The organism is Teredinibacter sp. KSP-S5-2 (assembly GCF_032773895.1).
Lineage (GTDB): Bacteria > Pseudomonadota > Gammaproteobacteria > Pseudomonadales > Cellvibrionaceae.
The window spans coordinates 4,218,843-4,235,350 of sequence record NZ_CP120416.1; the positions used below are offsets into that span (position 1 = coordinate 4,218,843).

General features: G+C 44.9%; 15 protein-coding genes. 6 read left to right on the forward strand and 9 right to left on the reverse strand.

All coding sequences use genetic code 11. The features are described 5' to 3' along the window. Positions 1–97: 97 nt before the first annotated feature. The 6 genes from P5V12_RS17925 (at position 98) to P5V12_RS17950 (ending at position 8,464) form a co-directional block, all read left to right on the forward strand. On the forward strand, positions 98–901 hold the full coding sequence (locus P5V12_RS17925; protein ID WP_316954470.1) for a PhzF family phenazine biosynthesis protein: 804 nt from the start codon (positions 98–100) through the stop codon (positions 899–901). A gap of 7 nt (positions 902–908) precedes the next feature. After that, a complete protein-coding gene (gene argE / locus P5V12_RS17930; RefSeq protein WP_316954471.1) occupies positions 909–2,063 on the forward strand; it encodes an acetylornithine deacetylase in 1,155 nt (384 codons plus the stop codon). Between the two features lie 51 nt (positions 2,064–2,114). Further along, entirely contained in the window at positions 2,115–3,449 is a 1,335-nt protein-coding gene (gene argA / locus P5V12_RS17935; RefSeq protein ID WP_316954472.1) for an amino-acid N-acetyltransferase, read from the forward strand. 179 nt (positions 3,450–3,628) lie between these two features. After that, the gene (locus P5V12_RS17940; RefSeq protein WP_316954473.1) at positions 3,629–5,302 is read left to right on the forward strand and encodes a tetratricopeptide repeat protein; all 1,674 of its coding nucleotides are present in this window, start codon (positions 3,629–3,631) and stop codon (positions 5,300–5,302) included. 140 nt (positions 5,303–5,442) lie between these two features. Further along, positions 5,443–7,287, forward strand: coding sequence for a dihydroxy-acid dehydratase (gene ilvD, locus P5V12_RS17945; protein WP_316954474.1), 1,845 nt, complete (start codon positions 5,443–5,445; stop codon positions 7,285–7,287). Positions 7,288–7,744: 457 nt separating this feature from the next. Next, on the forward strand, positions 7,745–8,464 hold the full coding sequence (locus P5V12_RS17950; RefSeq protein WP_316954475.1) for a GGDEF domain-containing protein: 720 nt from the start codon (positions 7,745–7,747) through the stop codon (positions 8,462–8,464). A 244-nt stretch (positions 8,465–8,708) separates the two neighbouring features. On the opposite strand, the gene P5V12_RS17955 is transcribed toward P5V12_RS17950, so the two are convergent. The 9 genes from P5V12_RS17955 to lgt form a co-directional block, all read right to left on the reverse strand. After that, positions 8,709–10,067, reverse strand: coding sequence for a tetratricopeptide repeat protein (locus P5V12_RS17955; protein ID WP_316954476.1), 1,359 nt, complete (start codon positions 10,065–10,067; stop codon positions 8,709–8,711). A gap of 15 nt (positions 10,068–10,082) precedes the next feature. Further along, entirely contained in the window at positions 10,083–10,682 is a 600-nt protein-coding gene (locus P5V12_RS17960; protein WP_316954477.1) for an energy transducer TonB, read from the reverse strand. A 10-nt stretch (positions 10,683–10,692) separates the two neighbouring features. Further along, positions 10,693–11,085, reverse strand: coding sequence for a biopolymer transporter ExbD (locus P5V12_RS17965; protein WP_316954478.1), 393 nt, complete (start codon positions 11,083–11,085; stop codon positions 10,693–10,695). A 41-nt stretch (positions 11,086–11,126) separates the two neighbouring features. Beyond that, positions 11,127–11,654 (reverse strand): MotA/TolQ/ExbB proton channel family protein, encoded by a 528-nt coding sequence (locus P5V12_RS17970; protein WP_316954479.1) that lies wholly within the window; start codon positions 11,652–11,654, stop codon positions 11,127–11,129. A gap of 12 nt (positions 11,655–11,666) precedes the next feature. Further along, a complete protein-coding gene (locus tag P5V12_RS17975) occupies positions 11,667–13,049 on the reverse strand; it encodes a MotA/TolQ/ExbB proton channel family protein (protein WP_316954480.1) in 1,383 nt (460 codons plus the stop codon). Beyond that, a complete protein-coding gene (locus tag P5V12_RS17980; RefSeq protein ID WP_316954481.1) occupies positions 13,046–13,834 on the reverse strand; it encodes a DUF3450 domain-containing protein in 789 nt (262 codons plus the stop codon). The genes P5V12_RS17975 and P5V12_RS17980 overlap by 4 nt, the downstream gene beginning before the upstream one ends. 330 nt (positions 13,835–14,164) lie before the next feature. Further along, the gene (locus tag P5V12_RS17985) at positions 14,165–14,689 is read right to left on the reverse strand and encodes a dihydrofolate reductase (RefSeq protein WP_316954482.1); all 525 of its coding nucleotides are present in this window, start codon (positions 14,687–14,689) and stop codon (positions 14,165–14,167) included. A 14-nt stretch (positions 14,690–14,703) separates the two neighbouring features. Continuing rightward, complete coding sequence (locus P5V12_RS17990) at positions 14,704–15,537, reverse strand: thymidylate synthase (protein ID WP_316954483.1); 834 nt, start codon at positions 15,535–15,537, stop codon at positions 14,704–14,706. A 26-nt stretch (positions 15,538–15,563) separates the two neighbouring features. Next, the gene (gene lgt, locus P5V12_RS17995) at positions 15,564–16,406 is read right to left on the reverse strand and encodes a prolipoprotein diacylglyceryl transferase (RefSeq protein ID WP_316954484.1); all 843 of its coding nucleotides are present in this window, start codon (positions 16,404–16,406) and stop codon (positions 15,564–15,566) included. Between the last annotated feature and the right edge of the window lie 102 nt (positions 16,407–16,508).

The window sequence follows — 16,508 nt, forward strand, 5'->3', positions numbered from 1 at the left end:
GTTTACACACCACTCATGAAGCCGATTGTAGCTCTTTCACTCTCGCAAACAAGTAACCAAACTCAACAATTAATAATAATTCGCTCGGATTAAAGATATGGAACTCACGATTTACAAAGTTGATGCTTTTTCACAGCAGGTGTTTTCGGGTAACCCCGCAGCCGTTTGCCTTTTAGAAGATTGGTTGCCAGAACTCGTAATGCAAGCCATTGCGGGAGAAATTAATTTGTCCGAGACCACCTTCATAGTAGCAAAAGGTGACGATTACCGAATTCGCTGGTTTACACCAACCAAAGAAGTGAATTTGTGCGGACACGCAACGCTGGCTACAGCACATGTTTTACACACCCACTATGGCTTGCCCCTAGGCCAGATAAAGTTTCACTCCAAAAGTGGCATTCTGACAACAACCTACGATGGCGACAAAATCACGTTGAATTTCCCGGTGAACCGTCCGCACCCCATAGAGCCACCAGCCAATTTACCCTCAATATTAGGCGGCAACCCCAAAGCAACCTATGCCTGGGAAGATTTAGTTGTCTTTTATGACGATGCCACCGAAGTTGAAATTCTCGAACCGGACCTAGCCGCTATAGCCAAGTTACCTTATCGAGGCGTTTGCGTTACCGCTCCGTCGCCATCATTGGACGACACGGATTTTGTCTGTCGTTTTTTTGCGCCGGCTTACGGTATAAATGAAGACCCGGTTACCGGCTCGGCATACACAGCAATTACCCCTCTTTATGCCGATTTAATGGGAAAACAAACGTTTTCTGCAAAGCAATTATCAAAACGTGGGGGCTACCTGGAACTACACTTGGATGACAATCGGATTAACATTTCCGGTTATGCAATAACCGTCATGAAGTCAACGTTCTACTTAAACGCAACCCAGGAATAAAAGCTCCATGCTCAACACAACGCTTTTTAAAGATCGTTTACACCAGCTTATCGCTACACCATCGGTAAGCTGCACCGACGACCGCATAGACATGAGTAATTTAGCGGTGATCGAACTACTCGGAAACTGGTTAAGCGACCTGGGGTTTAAAGCAACTATTCAGCACATCGCAGATGCACCAGGCAAGGCAAACTTAATTGCGACATATGGTAAAGGGCCCGGTGGTTTAGTGTTGGCAGGGCATACTGATACAGTGCCCTGCAATCCAGATAAGTGGCAACAGGATCCATTTCAACTCAGTGACCGGGACAACCGTTTTTACGGCTTGGGAACAACGGATATGAAAGGTTTTTTCCCCGTTGTGCTCGCTGCAATCGAATCCATTAAAAACCAATTACATCAGTTAAGACAGCCAATCATTGTCCTAGCCACCGCTGATGAAGAGTCCTCAATGTCCGGTGCGCGGGCATTAACTCGAGCCAGTTTGCCACAAGCGCGATACGCCGTTATTGGCGAGCCCACCAACATGAAACCGGTGCGCATGCACAAAGGGATAATGATGGAGAGAGTCAGTGTGCAAGGTCTCGCCGGGCACTCATCCAACCCAAACCTGGGGCACAATGCACTGGATACCATGCATACAGTGTTAGGTGAGCTAAAAGCTTATCGCCAAAAGCTGCGTGCAGAGTACACCAACAGCCATTTTGAAATTGATTATCCAACACTGAATTTTGGCTGTGTACATGGCGGAGATAACCCAAACCGAATCTGTAACGCCTGCGAACTCCAATTTGATTTGCGACCATTGCCCGGCATGAATCTCGACGATTTACACCATGAAATCGATCAAAAACTTAGCCAGGCCGGGTTACAAGACGGGACTAATGTCACCGTAAGTAAATTATTTCCAGGGGTTGAGCCCTATGAGGAACCGGCAAGCAGCGAACTGGTAAAAGTAGCAGAACAACTTACCGGTTATAGTTCGCATGCTGTCGCTTTTGCCACTGAAGCACCATTTTTACAGCAGCTCGGAATGCAGACCATTGTTATGGGGCCAGGATCAATTGATCAGGCTCACCAACCCAATGAGTTTATCGAACAGGATCAAATATCTACTTCGGTAAATATTATCTCTCAATTAATCACCACTCTTTGCCGTTAGAAAGGTATAAACTTATACTCTTGCCAACATAATATTTACCGGGTTTTAAGCGTGTCACAAAATCAAAATAGCCAAAACGCAAATTACGTTAGCTGGTTTCGTCACTCATCCCCCTATATCAATCGACATAGAGGCAAGACCTTTGTCATTATGTTGCCCGGAGATTGTTTTGAGCACGAAAACTTTTCAAACATTATCAGCGATCTGATTCTGATGGAAAGTCTCGGCGCTAAGTTGGTTATCGTTCACGGTGCCAGATCTCAAATTGAAAAACAGCTTGCTCTTTCAAATAAAGAATCCGAATTTTTTAATGGTATTCGAATTACTCCGCGGGAAGATATCACCGATGTTCTCAAAGCCGTTGGTGAGGCTCGTTTCCAGTTGGAAGCAGGGTTTTCCTCGGGCCTGCCGGGGTCACCCGCACACGGTTCGAAAATTCGAACCTTGAGTGGTAATTTTGTCAGCGCTAAACCAAGGGGCATTATCGATGGAATCGATTTTCAGCTAACAGGCAAAGTTAGAAGCATTGATTCACAGGGTATTCGTGATGCCGTAAACCAAAATAAAATTGTTCTGGTTTCCCCAGTTGGTTACTCCTTGACTGGCGAGCTGTTTAACCTCTCGTTTGCTGATGTCGCCATCGAAATATCCCTTGCGCTCCAGGCGGATAAATTAATTGCCTATAACGATGACGGCCCAATTATTGACGAAGAGGGCACTCAATACCGGGAACTCACTCTTCTCCAATGTGAAAAATTTCTTTTGGGGACGGCTCAGTACAATCAAAGCAATACCTATTTTTCGTTACGCGCCTGTCACAAAGCTTGCGAAGGTGGTATTGCACGCGCACACGTGATCTCCGCACAGGAAGATGGCGCGCTAATAAAAGAACTTTTCACCTTAGACGGTTCCGGCACGATGGTTTATCGGGACAGTTATGAAACGGTCAGGCGAGCACGTATCGAAGACGTGGGTGGCTTACTGAGCCTAATGCAACCTCTAGAGGAAAAGGGCGTTTTAGTAAAACGTTCTCGAGAAAGGCTAGAAACAGAAATTGATCATTTCATTGTAATGGAAAAAGATAATTTGATTATCGGCTGCGCCGCTTTATATCCGCTGGAGGACGGCACATCAGGCGAGCTTGCCTGCATGGCGGTAAACAAAGATTATCAACGAGGTGGCCGAGCAGCAAAATTGCTCAACCACGTGGAGAAGCTCGCGCAAAAACTTCACATTGAGAAGCTCTATGCATTAACCACGCAAACAGCCCACTGGTTTATCGAGCAGGGGTTCACTGAGAGCCATGTTGACATGCTTCCCGTGTCGCGAAAAACCCTTTACAACTTCCAACGCAAATCCAAAGTATTCCTCAAACCCCTTAACTAAACCCAATTCAAACAAGTCTATAGTAAGCACTCACTATAGACTTGTTCAGCTATTTCCTGGCCTATTTCGGCAAATATCGTAATTATTGCCTAAACTCTATCAATAGATGCACGCGTAATAAGATTCGAGTCATTGGTTATCAAGGTAAACAGAGCCAATTGGCTCCAGGAACATACCGAATGAACCCACTTTTAGCAGAAGACGGCCTCAAGCAAATCGACATTGTTAAGATTTATAACAATAAAAAATGCTTGGTTATCGATGACTTTCCTGAAATCCGTGGTTCACTTACACGCACCTTAAAAACATTCGGCGCACAGTCCTGCGATACCGCTGCTGACGGTGAGGAAGCAATTAAACTCTGCTCTAAAAAACGCTATGACATAGTTCTATGTGACTACAACCTGGGGGCAGGTAAAGACGGCCAACAAATTCTGGAAGAAGTTCGTTATTTACGCGTGCTTCTCATGACCAGCCTTTTTGTCATGATTACTGGTGAGTCATCTCGGGAAATGGTACTGGGTGCACTGGAATGTCAGCCGGATGATTATATTACCAAGCCATACACCCAAGCCTCTCTCAAAGTCAGGCTCAACAAAGCCATAGTTCGACACGAAGCATTACTTCCTATTAAAAAAGCAATCTCAGACGGAGACTATCGGAATGCGTTAGAGCTTTGCAACGACATGATTGCTAACCAAAGCAAATATTCCGCAGACTGCCTGAAAATGAAAGGGCAACTGCACTTCCTACTAAAACAACTTAAGGAAGCTCAGGCGCTATATGAAAGCGTCCTCGGAAAGAAGCCAGTAATGTGGGCCAGATTAGGCATGAGTAAAACATTGTTGGCACAGAAGAAATATGACGCAGCGGAAAAAATGCTGAGCGAAATCATCGCAGAGGATGATCGCTATATTGAGGCTCACGACATGTTGACCGAGCTTCACCTAGAAAAAAAGGAAACACAGCTCGCACAGAAATCAACGGAAAAGGCGACCCAGATATCGCCCAAATCGGTTTTGCGCCACAGACGATTGGCCAAGTTGGCAGAGCAAAATCACGACGATGAAATCGCCTTAAAGTCGTACCAGCATTCCATAAAGTGGGGACTGAACTCCTGCCATGAGTCCGAACAGGATTATTTTAACTATGCTCGGAAAGCGGCAGATGTCACCAAAGGCGATCAAACCAGTGATGCAAAAATGATTTTGAAGCAGGCCAATACGTTTTTGGATCGAGCAAGAAAACGCTATGCAGACCGCCCTGAAGTAACAGCACAGGCACAAATGGTTGAAACCCAACTGTTATTAAGTGAAGGCAAAGAGGATAAAGCCGCAGAGTCCGCGCAAAAGGCAAAACAACTGTATAACGGCCTCTCCGCTCCTAACTTGGAAACCAGCCTTGAGTTTGCCCGTACATTGCACGCACTCGATGAGGAAGATGAAGCTCGCGAAGTACTCGCCCAATTGGCAGCACGTCACGAGAACAACGCAGAAGTAATGCAAATTATCGATGGCATCACTGGCGAACCTATCAGCGACACCGGCAAACAAGTCGCAGCCAAGCTCACCAAACAGGGTATTGGTTCTTACGAACAGAAGAATTTCGAAACGGCTATCTCAGTGTTTGAAGAAGCATTATTTACCTACCCCAAACACGTTGGCCTTAACCTAAACCTTATTCAAGCCATATTGGCCGACACAGAAGCAACCGGTTGTCAGGACAAATACGAAAAACTGTGTAGAAAATGCCTGCGAGCAGTGGGCAATATTCCCCCTGACCACAAACAACACAAACGTTACGCATTCCTGTATAAACAACTGGAAAAACATTACCCTGCCGCCCTCATATAACGGCAAGCTAAATTAAACAGCTCCTACGCTGGTAAGACTTTCAAAGCCTGGCGAGTTGGTTTCATTCCGGTAGACAAGCCCTAAACCATTCTCCTTGAATCTGGTATCCTTCCGCCACTACGTAAAACTGGAGCAAAGCAATGCCGAACTATCGTTCTAAAACGACTACATCAGGTAGAAATATGGCCGGTGCAAGAGCACTTTGGCGCGCTACCGGAATGAAAGATGAAGACTTTCAAAAACCTATTATTGCTGTCGCCAACTCCTTTACCCAGTTTGTGCCCGGCCACGTCCATCTGAAAGACATGGGACAACTTGTTGCTCGGGAAATAGAAAAAGCCGGTGGTGTCGCAAAAGAGTTCAATACCATCGCCGTCGACGATGGTATTGCAATGGGACACGACGGCATGCTCTACAGCCTCCCCAGTCGAGACCTGATTGCCGACTCAGTGGAATACATGGTCAATGCACACTGTGCCGATGCTCTGGTATGTATATCCAACTGCGACAAGATTACCCCGGGAATGCTCATGGCTGCGATGCGACTCAATATTCCAGTCGTATTTGTTTCTGGTGGCCCGATGGAAGCAGGTAAAACCAAACTGGCGGACCACGGTCTGGATCTTGTCGATGCCATGGTGATAGCTGCTGATGACAAAGCTTCCGACGAATACGTTGCAGAAATCGAACGTAGCGCCTGTCCAACTTGTGGCTCCTGCTCCGGGATGTTTACCGCTAACTCAATGAACTGCTTAACAGAGGCGCTCGGACTCAGTTTACCTGGCAACGGCACTACCCTGGCTACACATGCGGATCGCAGACAACTGTTCGAACGCGCGGGGAGCCTGATTGTAGAGCTCGCTAAACGTTACTATGAACAAGAAGACGATACGGCTTTACCTCGCACAATAGGAAATAAGCACGCTTTTGAAAATGCCATGGCACTTGATATTGCGATGGGCGGCTCAACCAATACCATTCTGCATTTGCTCGCGATAGCTCAGGAAGCCGAAGTGGACTTCACGATGGAAGACATCGACAGAATGAGCCGTACAATTCCCCAGCTCTGTAAGGTCGCACCAAATACCCAGAAATATCACATCGAAGATGTACATCGCGCCGGCGGCATAATGGCCATTCTAGGCGAACTTAACCGTGCAGGCGTATTGCATGCAGATTCTCCGACGGTACATTCGAGTACCATGGCTGAAGCACTTGCCAAATGGGACATTCAGCAAAACAACGATGAAGCAGTAAATAAGTTTTATCGCGCAGGTCCGGCAGGGATTCCTACTCAGGAAGCCTTTAGCCAAGACACTCGCTGGCCAACCCTTGATGGAGACAGAGAAAACGGCTGTATCCGCTCTCTGGAATATGCGTTTAGTAAAGAAGGTGGGCTAGCCGTGCTGAAAGGCAATATCGCCGAAGACGGTTGTGTTGTTAAAACTGCCGGGGTAGACGATTCTATTCTCGTTTTTGAAGGCACTGCATACGTTACGGAAAGTCAGGATGAAGCGGTACAAGATATCCTGGCTGATAAAGTTCAAGCCGGCTCAGTCGTTATTGTTCGTTATGAAGGCCCTAAGGGTGGCCCAGGCATGCAGGAAATGCTATATCCCACCTCCTATATCAAATCTAAAGGGCTCGGAAAAAGCTGCGCTCTATTAACGGACGGCAGATTTTCCGGTGGTACATCCGGGCTTTCCATTGGTCACGTTTCACCGGAAGCAGCATCGGGTGGCGCAATCGGCTTAGTACGTAACGGCGATAAGATTCGTATCGATATCCCCAACCGAACAATTGATGTATTGCTCTCCGAAGAAGAGCTGACTCGACGAAGGGCCGAACAGAATCAACTTGGCTGGAAGCCTGCGAAAGAAAGACCACGTAAAGTAAGTGCAGCATTACGCGCTTACGCAAGTCTGGCAACCAGTGCGGACAAGGGCGCAGTACGAGATCTGAGTAAACTGGAACCACTAGGTTAGTATGTAAATATAGCCCACCCCCTCCTTTGAGGGAGTGGGCCCCAAAAAAATCACCCAGTCTTTGCATCTAGTATTGCTGTCTTTACCTCAACACCCCCATCCTACCAACGAGGAAAATTCAATCAAATTCAAAATAAGATACATCAATTTTTGAAATGGAAATTAATCAAGCTTTTGTAAAAGCACCTCCGATAACACTTGACCCTCTCTATAAATAGTCGCAGATTAAACTAACATTAAAAGAGATACTGAAATAGAAGTACAAACCACAATTCCATTCCCTTATTTGCTTAACGACGTGTGGTTGCTGGTAGCGTGAAAACAAATGAGTATACGTAGTATCAAACGAAGATATATCCACGGTTTCATATGGCTAAATGGGTTCGTAATTTGGACTTTTTTACACTTTTATTTCACATCATTTATAGATATTGCAACTGAAATGCTTGGGGTATTGATGGCCCTAAGCATGGCTGTCGAACTATGGCTTAGGGCCTACAGGAAACTGGCGGTTTTAGGGTGGGTACTCTTTTGCATCGGCTCTGCTGTAGACATCATTGATTCCATCCACACCTCACCATGGGCCAAAAAGCTCGATCAAATGGATTTGGATGAGGCGCTACTCACCGCTGGAGTGCTCCTTATTTGCCTGGCATTCATGGATATGGTTCGTCAGAAACGTACCCTCATAGACGTGCTTAAACATGCCTCGCGTACAGATGAACTCACTAGACTTGCAAATAGACGCGCTTTTTTTGAAGACTTTCCTGATGTGTACTCAATGCAAAATCCAAAGCTGGTTTTCCTTGATCTGGATAATTTTAAGCAAGTAAACGATAACTACGGCCATGAAGCTGGCGATTATGTTTTAGTACGCGTATCCAAGGCCGTCTGCTCTCTCCTATCTGACGAGGAAAAAGCGTATCGACTTGGTGGAGATGAGTTTGTTTTTATATTAGACGACCCCAACCCAGAGCTTCGCATAAATCAACTCGAAAACACATTGAAGCCGGAATTATCACGTTACCAATTTGGGTTAACCGCTGGGTACACCAGTGTTACACGAAATCAAACCGTAGATGAGCTTTTACATCAGGCAGACCAAAAAATGTATTCTGCTAAACCTTCAAAATTAAGACAAAGAGAAAGTTCAAATAAAAAGCACCAGGAAATTTAATTAGCCCAACAAAGAGAGTTATTTCCCTCGGAACTCAATAGATCTGAAAACAGGAAGAGTATTAGGGCAGGACCTACCAGACCATTAGATAATTACTTCAAGCAGGAAGACTTCCTCAAGAAGCTTCACTCAGTAACGAAACATAGAATATCTAATTCCTTACAAGAAATAGATTTTAAGCTAAAAACAAAAAACGGACCTGAAAAGGTCCGCCTTATAACGATACGTTGGCTAAAAACTTCTGCTAACCATTTGCCCTTTTGAGTTGCTGGTCACGAGTGTATTCGTTTTCAGCATATCTCAACCAGTTGGTTGCGAAACGACGAGTACGCTTGTCCTTCATTGCTTCCTTAAAGGATTTAACAGCAGCACCGTAGTTTTTAAGGTCCATATAGGCAATACCCATATTTACATGAACCTCACCCTCACGCTTTAACTTACCTTTATCAAGCGCTTTTTTACCAGCAGCAATAGCATTTTTACTATCGTCGTCATCAAGGTAAAGAGATGCTAACTGGCTATACATATCACCCGACTCGGACATCGCTGCCGCCTTGGACATGACAGGAATAGCTTTCTTGGTTTCCTTCGCCTGGCTCCAGGAGCGGGCAAGAAGATCCAAGTTCTTTTCGGTCTCTTTAATTCTCTTGTCTTTGATTCCTTTTTCAAGAACCTTAGCGGCTCGATAAGGATACTCTTGCCCCAAGAACAAGTATGCAAGATTAATAATCTGCTGCTCTTTGTCCACGGCACCTATCAGGTATGCAGTATCCAGGGAATGCAATTGACGGTCAGATTTTTCCAGTAAGCCATACAAACCAGATAACTGAATCCAATAAGACTTTTTAGGGTAATGACGAATTACTTTTTCCAAGTTAGCCGTTGCCAGCTTGTAGTCTTCCTTCTCAATATATAATGCACGCTGCAAACTATAGTAAGGCTCTTTGGCTATATCACCTTTGTCCTCAACCATTTTAATAGCGCGATTAATATTGTTCAGAGCATCCTTTCTTTTCTTCATTTGGTAGTACACTTGCGCTCGGAAAGCGAAAGCATCTGCAGTAACCAAGGTTGCCAGCTTCATCCACTTATCGTGGTAATCAAGAGCATCCTGATACTGATCTAATGAAAAACTCAACTTGGCAATTGTGTCCAGTGTAGCGACTTCCAGACCAATGGATATATTTGGCGACTGAGCAACAACTTTCTTGTAGTACTTAATCGCATTGGGCATATCATCCAAAGAGTAGTAGATCCAACCATAGTAGTTGTAGATCTGAGCCATCTCATATTCGTTACACTTGGAACAGTTTTTCTCAACTTTACGTGCTTCTTTTAACGCTGACTGAAAATCAGGTTGCTTACCAGAATCTTCTGGAGGCGAAGCATATTCAGCCACTTTAGCCAATTGTTTAAATAGCTTTTCGCTCATCGCCGGAGTACGGCGCCGCTCTTGGGCTCCCTGAGCTTCAGCAGAAGCCACAAAAGCAGGTTCATAACCAGCATCAGTTAATAACTGATCCAGCGCTGTCGCACCAGTGAAAAGCAAGCCAGCGACCAAAGTGCTATAGGCACCTTTTTTTATCTTAGAAGCTAATCTCATATGCTTTACCACCGTTTATTTCGCCATTTCGTAAGTGAATCGGTTGCGAACACCAGGCACTTCAATTGGCTCACCATCGATAACCCGAGGCTTATATTTAAACTTCTGTGCAGCTTTAATAGATGCACTAGCAAATACAGACTGCGGACAATCAACCACTTCAATGTCTTTAGTTTCACCTGTTTTGGTCACGGTGTACTCAACTGTACAGTAGCCTTCCAAGCCTTTGGCCGCAGCTCGCGCTGGGTATTTTGGTGCTACTTTAACAATAGGAAGGTATTCACCATCACTGGAAAAACCACCGATACCACCAATTTTAATGTCTGTAGAAACCTTAGGTGCAACAACTAACGCTGTATCAACATTAGGGCTTTCAAACTCAGGCTCAGGTAACTCAGGTGGTGGCTCCTCCGGCTCATCAGGTTTTTCCGGTTTGCTGGTATCATATTCCGTAGAAATCTCCCTCTCAGGCATCACGATTTCTGGAATCTTGAACTCAGGACCATCTTCCGGCTCAGTCATGTTACGCAGGATTAGAACATGCATAAGCAGTAACAAGCCCGACGTCACAATTGCCGCAGGAATGATCGACGAAAACAATCTTGCAATGTTCATAGGATTCCCACTAGTTTTCAGCAGATATGGTAACTTCACTTACACCAGCATCACGGGCTGCGTTAGCTACTTCAGTCAGAGTCTTGATGTTAGACTTTTTGTCTGCCTGGATAACCACTTTACCCTTAGGTGATTCGGCTAATAGAAGTTGAATCTGCGTTTTAACTTGTCTGGGGTCCACTTCTATTTTGTTTACCCAGATCTCATTTTCAGAATTCACCGCCACCAATATTGGTGTTTTCACGTTTTCTGCCGTAGTTGCATCGGGGCGGTTAATTTCCACCCCAGGCTCTTTTACAAAAGACGCGGTAACGATGAAGAAGATCAACATGATAAAAACCACGTCAAGCATTGGCGTTAAGTCAATCGCGCCTGCTTCTTCTTCAGTATTCTTTTTGCTCATGTCTTTTCTCTTAATTCAGGCCAAGTTGTTGGATCACTTTATTAGTGATCCATCGTCAAATGGTCTTCGAGCAATTGATTCTCGCGTTCGGCAATACGGCCAATAACCGTAGTGACGAATACACCCGACAACGCTGCAACCATCCCCGCCATTGTTGGAATCGTTGCTCTCGATACACCAGAAGCCATAGATTTAGCATCACCACCACCGGTAACAGCCAAAACGTTAAACACTTCGATCATACCCGTTACGGTACCCAACAGTCCTAGAAGCGGACATAAGGTCACCATAACACCCAGTACATCGAGGTTCTGGTTTATCTGTTGAGACACACGGGAGATCAGTGCCACACGAATCTGCTTGGAGTTCCAAGACTTACGTTCAGCTCTTGCTTCCCATACATCTAATGTCGAATTAATAACTTTGCCCAAAGAGGTCTTGTAGAACCAAAAGCGTTCAAAAGCTAAGGTCCACATGACGAAAGCCAAGGCGGCGATCACATAGAGAATCGGGCCGCCCGACTCCACAAAGGCTTGAATGTCAGCTAATGCTTCCATCAATGCCAGCATGGGTAATCTCCTCTACTTCTCAGATTTTTCAGCGATAATGCCGGCGCTTTGCTCTTCAAGTACATGAAGAATTCGCTTGGCTTTACCGTTCAAGAAAGTGTGAAGAAGTACTGTTGGGATAGCGACAACAAGACCAAGTACTGTTGTCACAAGTGCACCGGAAATACCACCAGCCATTGCTTTAGGATCACCCGCACCGTAAATAGTGATTGCCTGGAAGGTCACGATCATACCGGTAACCGTACCCAATAGACCCAATAGAGGTGCAACCATTGAAATAATCTTCAATAGGTTTAGGTAAGCCTCAATGTTTGGACGCTCTTTAAGAACAGCTTCCTCAAGTTTCAATTCCAGAGATTCTGTATCAATAGTCGGGTTATCTTCAGCAACCTTCAATACACGACCCAGTGGGTTGTTTGGATTGGCTGAGCTAGCACGCAACTGAGAGCTTACTTTTGAGCTGATACCAGCAAGGATAATAAAGCGCCAGAAAGCAATTAGCAGAGCAAAGATACCTACACCGGAAATGATGTAACCTACTAGACGACCTTGGTGCCAGCGCTCTTTAATAGAAGGACTGTTAATCAAGGCTTTCAACAAGTTACCACCTGAAGGACCAGTTGGGTCAATACCAGCCTTAGTAAAGCCGGAAGTGGCATTTTGCAGGTCAACAGCTGCTTTTTGAAGAGCTGGGCTAGGTTGACGAGCAAGTTCGCTCAAAGTACCGCTTTTGGCATCGAAGGTAAGGTACTTACCATCAGACAACAAGTTGTAGTTACCAACACGAACCACGGTACGCTCAGACTTATTACCAGCAGGGTCTGAAACAGTTGTTGTGAATGAAACAACTTTGGAAGATTCCACTGTTTCACGTTGTAGTTCATACCAAAGACGCTCAATTTCATCAATTGAAGGCAGTTTGGTTTCACTGTTCATTTTTTCAATAAGGTCAGCAAGGAAATCCGTACGATTAGGGATTTGCGCACTAACAATTGAAGTATCGATATTTGAACGAAGGTCGCCAGATGTTGAAGTCAAGTGACCAAATAGCTCTTTCAAAGAACCCATACGCTCATCAAGCTGTTGACGCTTAGCTTTAACGAGTACTTCTTGTTCTTTGTATTTTTGTTCTAAACGCGCTGAGCGAGCTTCTTCCGCAGCTTTAGTCGCTTCTGCTTGATTGAGCAAGTTAGCCTGATTGGCTTTTTGACGACGGAACTCCGCTTCACGTTTTTGATGTTCTTTACTTTCAGAAATCTTCGCTTCTTTAACCATTTGTAATAGTTCTTCAAGCGAAGCTGCTTTGTCGTTACTCTGGGCTAACGCCACACCAGAAAATGACATAACACCGACTGCGGCAAATGCCAGAAGTTTTTTCTTTATAGTCAATTTCATTGTGCTGCCTCCGGAGCCAAGACTGGTAACTGCATTACATCGATCGAGGCTTGCTTCTTAGCGATACGAATGCCTTTAAGAATTGCTGCGCGATATTCACCAGCATCCAACTCTACCCACGCACCCTGGTTTTGATCCCAAGCGCCAGAAAGTTTTGTATCAGTTGTTTGGTACATCAACGCGATACGACCAACAGAAAGAATGTTCACTTGACGCTCAACACCGCCCACTTCCAAAGTATCAACATAAGTATCTACTTTACGGCCGTATTCAGACTCAATGCTGTAAGCTTCAAGAACCTGACGGAATTTCTCAGCAACAGAAATGTCTGCGCGATCCTGGTTGTCACGAAGATCCGAAACCCGGTTCAAACGCTCTTCTCTGTGAAGAGGGATATCCAGCTCGACAAATTGCTCAAGACCGTCAAGCATACGAAGAATCAAAGGCTGAATTTGACGCTCGATAACGGTTACATTATCGATAGAGCCTTCAAGGTCTTCGATCACTTTTAGCTGGTTAGCCAATTGCTTTTCAAGCTGAGTGTTATAAACACGCAAACCATCAATCTGCTTGTTGGTAGTTTTAAACTTTTGCAACAGGTCAGTCGTGTCAGATGCGAGTTTATCGATCTTTTTTTGCGATGCTTGACCAGCAGTAGTCTTGGCCTGACCAACCTGCATGATGGCATCTAAAGTTTTGTCTGCGTATGCGCCACTAGTAGCTATTAGTGCGCCGGCAGAAAGGACTGTGGACAATGCCACAGCTTTGAGTCGCTGCTTCTTCATATCTCCCCCAACCTGGGTGCTTGCATTAACAGAATGTGCTATTGAGCAGAATGTAACCCTTCTACCCAACGTATTAAAAAAGAGTTTTTTGACTGGATATAACCAAGTGTGTCGCATTGTAATAAGAGGCTTCGACAACATTCAAATACAATGTCTTGAGACGTTTTTCACGCCAAACCATCATTACTAAAGGTAACAACAATGCTTAAATACCCACTTGCAAGGTAACAACAAGGTAACACTTGAGTAACACAAGTTCAGATTTTAAGCGTCTTGATTATTTGAGCCGTTAAGCCCCAGCAACAATCAACTCACAAACGCATACATCTTTTAGGAGGTAGCGCTGATTCTTTCCAAAATAACAAACGAATAGGGGTGAGAGTCACCGTCAACCTTTTCAGGTTTTTCGCGAGAAACTTCCCGCCATTCGTTACGATCAAAACGAGGGAAAAATGTATCTCCCTCCACTTCAGCGTGTACCTCGGTAAGATACAGCTTAGCCGACATTTGGATGGCATGCCCATATAACTGAGCACCGCCCACCACAAACACCTGATCCGTTTCATACTCACCTGCAGCAATAGCCTGTTCTGCAATTGCTATGGCGTTTTCCAGACTGTGAGCCACCTTAACACCTTCAAAAGCCCAGTCCTGCTGTCGCGTAACCACAATACTGAGCCTACCTGGTAAAGGCTTCCCTATAGACTCAAAGGTCTTTCGCCCCATAATCATTGGAGCACCCATTGTTACACGTTTAAAATACTGTAAATCTCTACTTAATCGCCAAGGAAGTTGGTTGTCTCGACCAATTACTCCGTTCTCGGCGACCGCTACAACTAAAGCTAACTCACTCATATTAAACCTCTATCCTATATTGATATCGGCGCAGCAATATGAGGATGAGCTTCATAATTTTGTAGCTCGAAATCGTCATACTTAAAACCAAAGATATCTTTCACATCTGGATTTATTTTCATCTGAGGCAAGGGTAAAGGCTCGCGACTCAGCTGTTCATTTACCTGTTCCAAATGATTCAGATATAAGTGAGCATCACCAAATGTATGAATAAACTCACCCACTTCCAAATTCGTCACTTGCGCAATCATCATTAACAAAAGCGCATAAGAAGCGATATTAAACGGGACTCCCAAAAATATATCCGCACTTCTTTGATATAACTGGCAGGATATTTTCCCGTTTATAACGTAAAACTGAAACAATGTGTGACACGGAGGTAATGCCATCCTCCCCGCTTGGACATTTTCTTGCGGAGATACTCCCTCATTGGGAAGTAGCGCGGGATTCCACGCGGAAACAATTAATCGACGCGAGTCGGGTTTCGTTTTTATTTGATCTATTAACGCAGTAATTTGATCAAGCGTTTCGCCATTCGGCATTGGCCACGAACGCCACTGAGCCCCGTATACGGGCCCCAATTCCCCCTCGTCTGTCGCCCACTCATTCCAAATTTTTACTCCATTATCCTTTAAGTATTTAATATTGGTTTCACCCTTCAGAAACCAGAGTAGTTCGTGGATAATGGATCTGAGGTGACATTTTTTCGTAGTTACCAAAGGAAAGCCTTGCGAGAGATCAAAACGCATTTGATAACCGAAAATACTTATGGTGCCAGTGCCTGTTCGGTCCTCTTTTTTTGTTCCGTTATCACGCACATGACGCATCAAATCGAGATACTGCTTCAAATGTTATAACCTCTTTGTTTCAACCGTTACGCATTTTTCGACTGCAAGCCCACATCTTTTTTAGGTCTATATGCCCAATACAAAACATAAAGCCCCACCAAAACCATAGGCACACAGAGAATCTGGCCACGAGTCATCCAGCCAAATAAATCAAATTGAATATGTGCATCAGGTTGTCTGACAAATTCAACCGAGAACCGGAAAATACCATAGCAGACTAACAACATCGCGGATACTGCACCACGCGGTTTGGGATTGCGCGAAAACCAAAACAATACCACGAAGAGCGCCAAGCCCTCCAAGCCTGCTTGATACAATTGCGATGGGTGGCGAACCAACTGGTCTGGATCATTTGGAAAAACCATTCCCCAAGGAACCGTTGTTTCTCTACCCCACAACTCCTGACCTATAAAATTACCGATCCGACCTAGCGCCAAACCTATTGGAACCAAAGGCGCAAGGAAATCAGTTACATCAATAAAGTGCTGATTTATCTTTTTGCAGTAGAGCCCCATTGCGATGAGCACGCCCAGCAATCCACCATGAAAGGACATCCCCCCTTCCCACACTTTGAAAAGCCAGGCAGGATTTTCAAGAAAAGCGCCAAAGTTATAAAAGAATACATAGCCAACACGCGCACCAACCACCAAACCAACAGCGCCGTAAAAAATAAGGTCTTCCACCTGAGCCGGCTTTACAGGGGAATAGCTCTTTCGCGCACGATATAACCCCAAAGCCCATGCGAAAGCAAAACCAAATAAATACATCAACCCGTACCAATGCACATTCAGCGGCCCTAACGTGTTCCCCAACACATCAAACGGGCCAATGGAAATGGCTACCGGGTCAATTTCAGGATATTTCAACATATAAAACGGATCCCCAATGCACCTGTTTGTGGCGCTATCACGTTAACAAAGTAAAGGAAGGGCAACATTAATGACACAATTTGACGAAACAATGAATTGTCT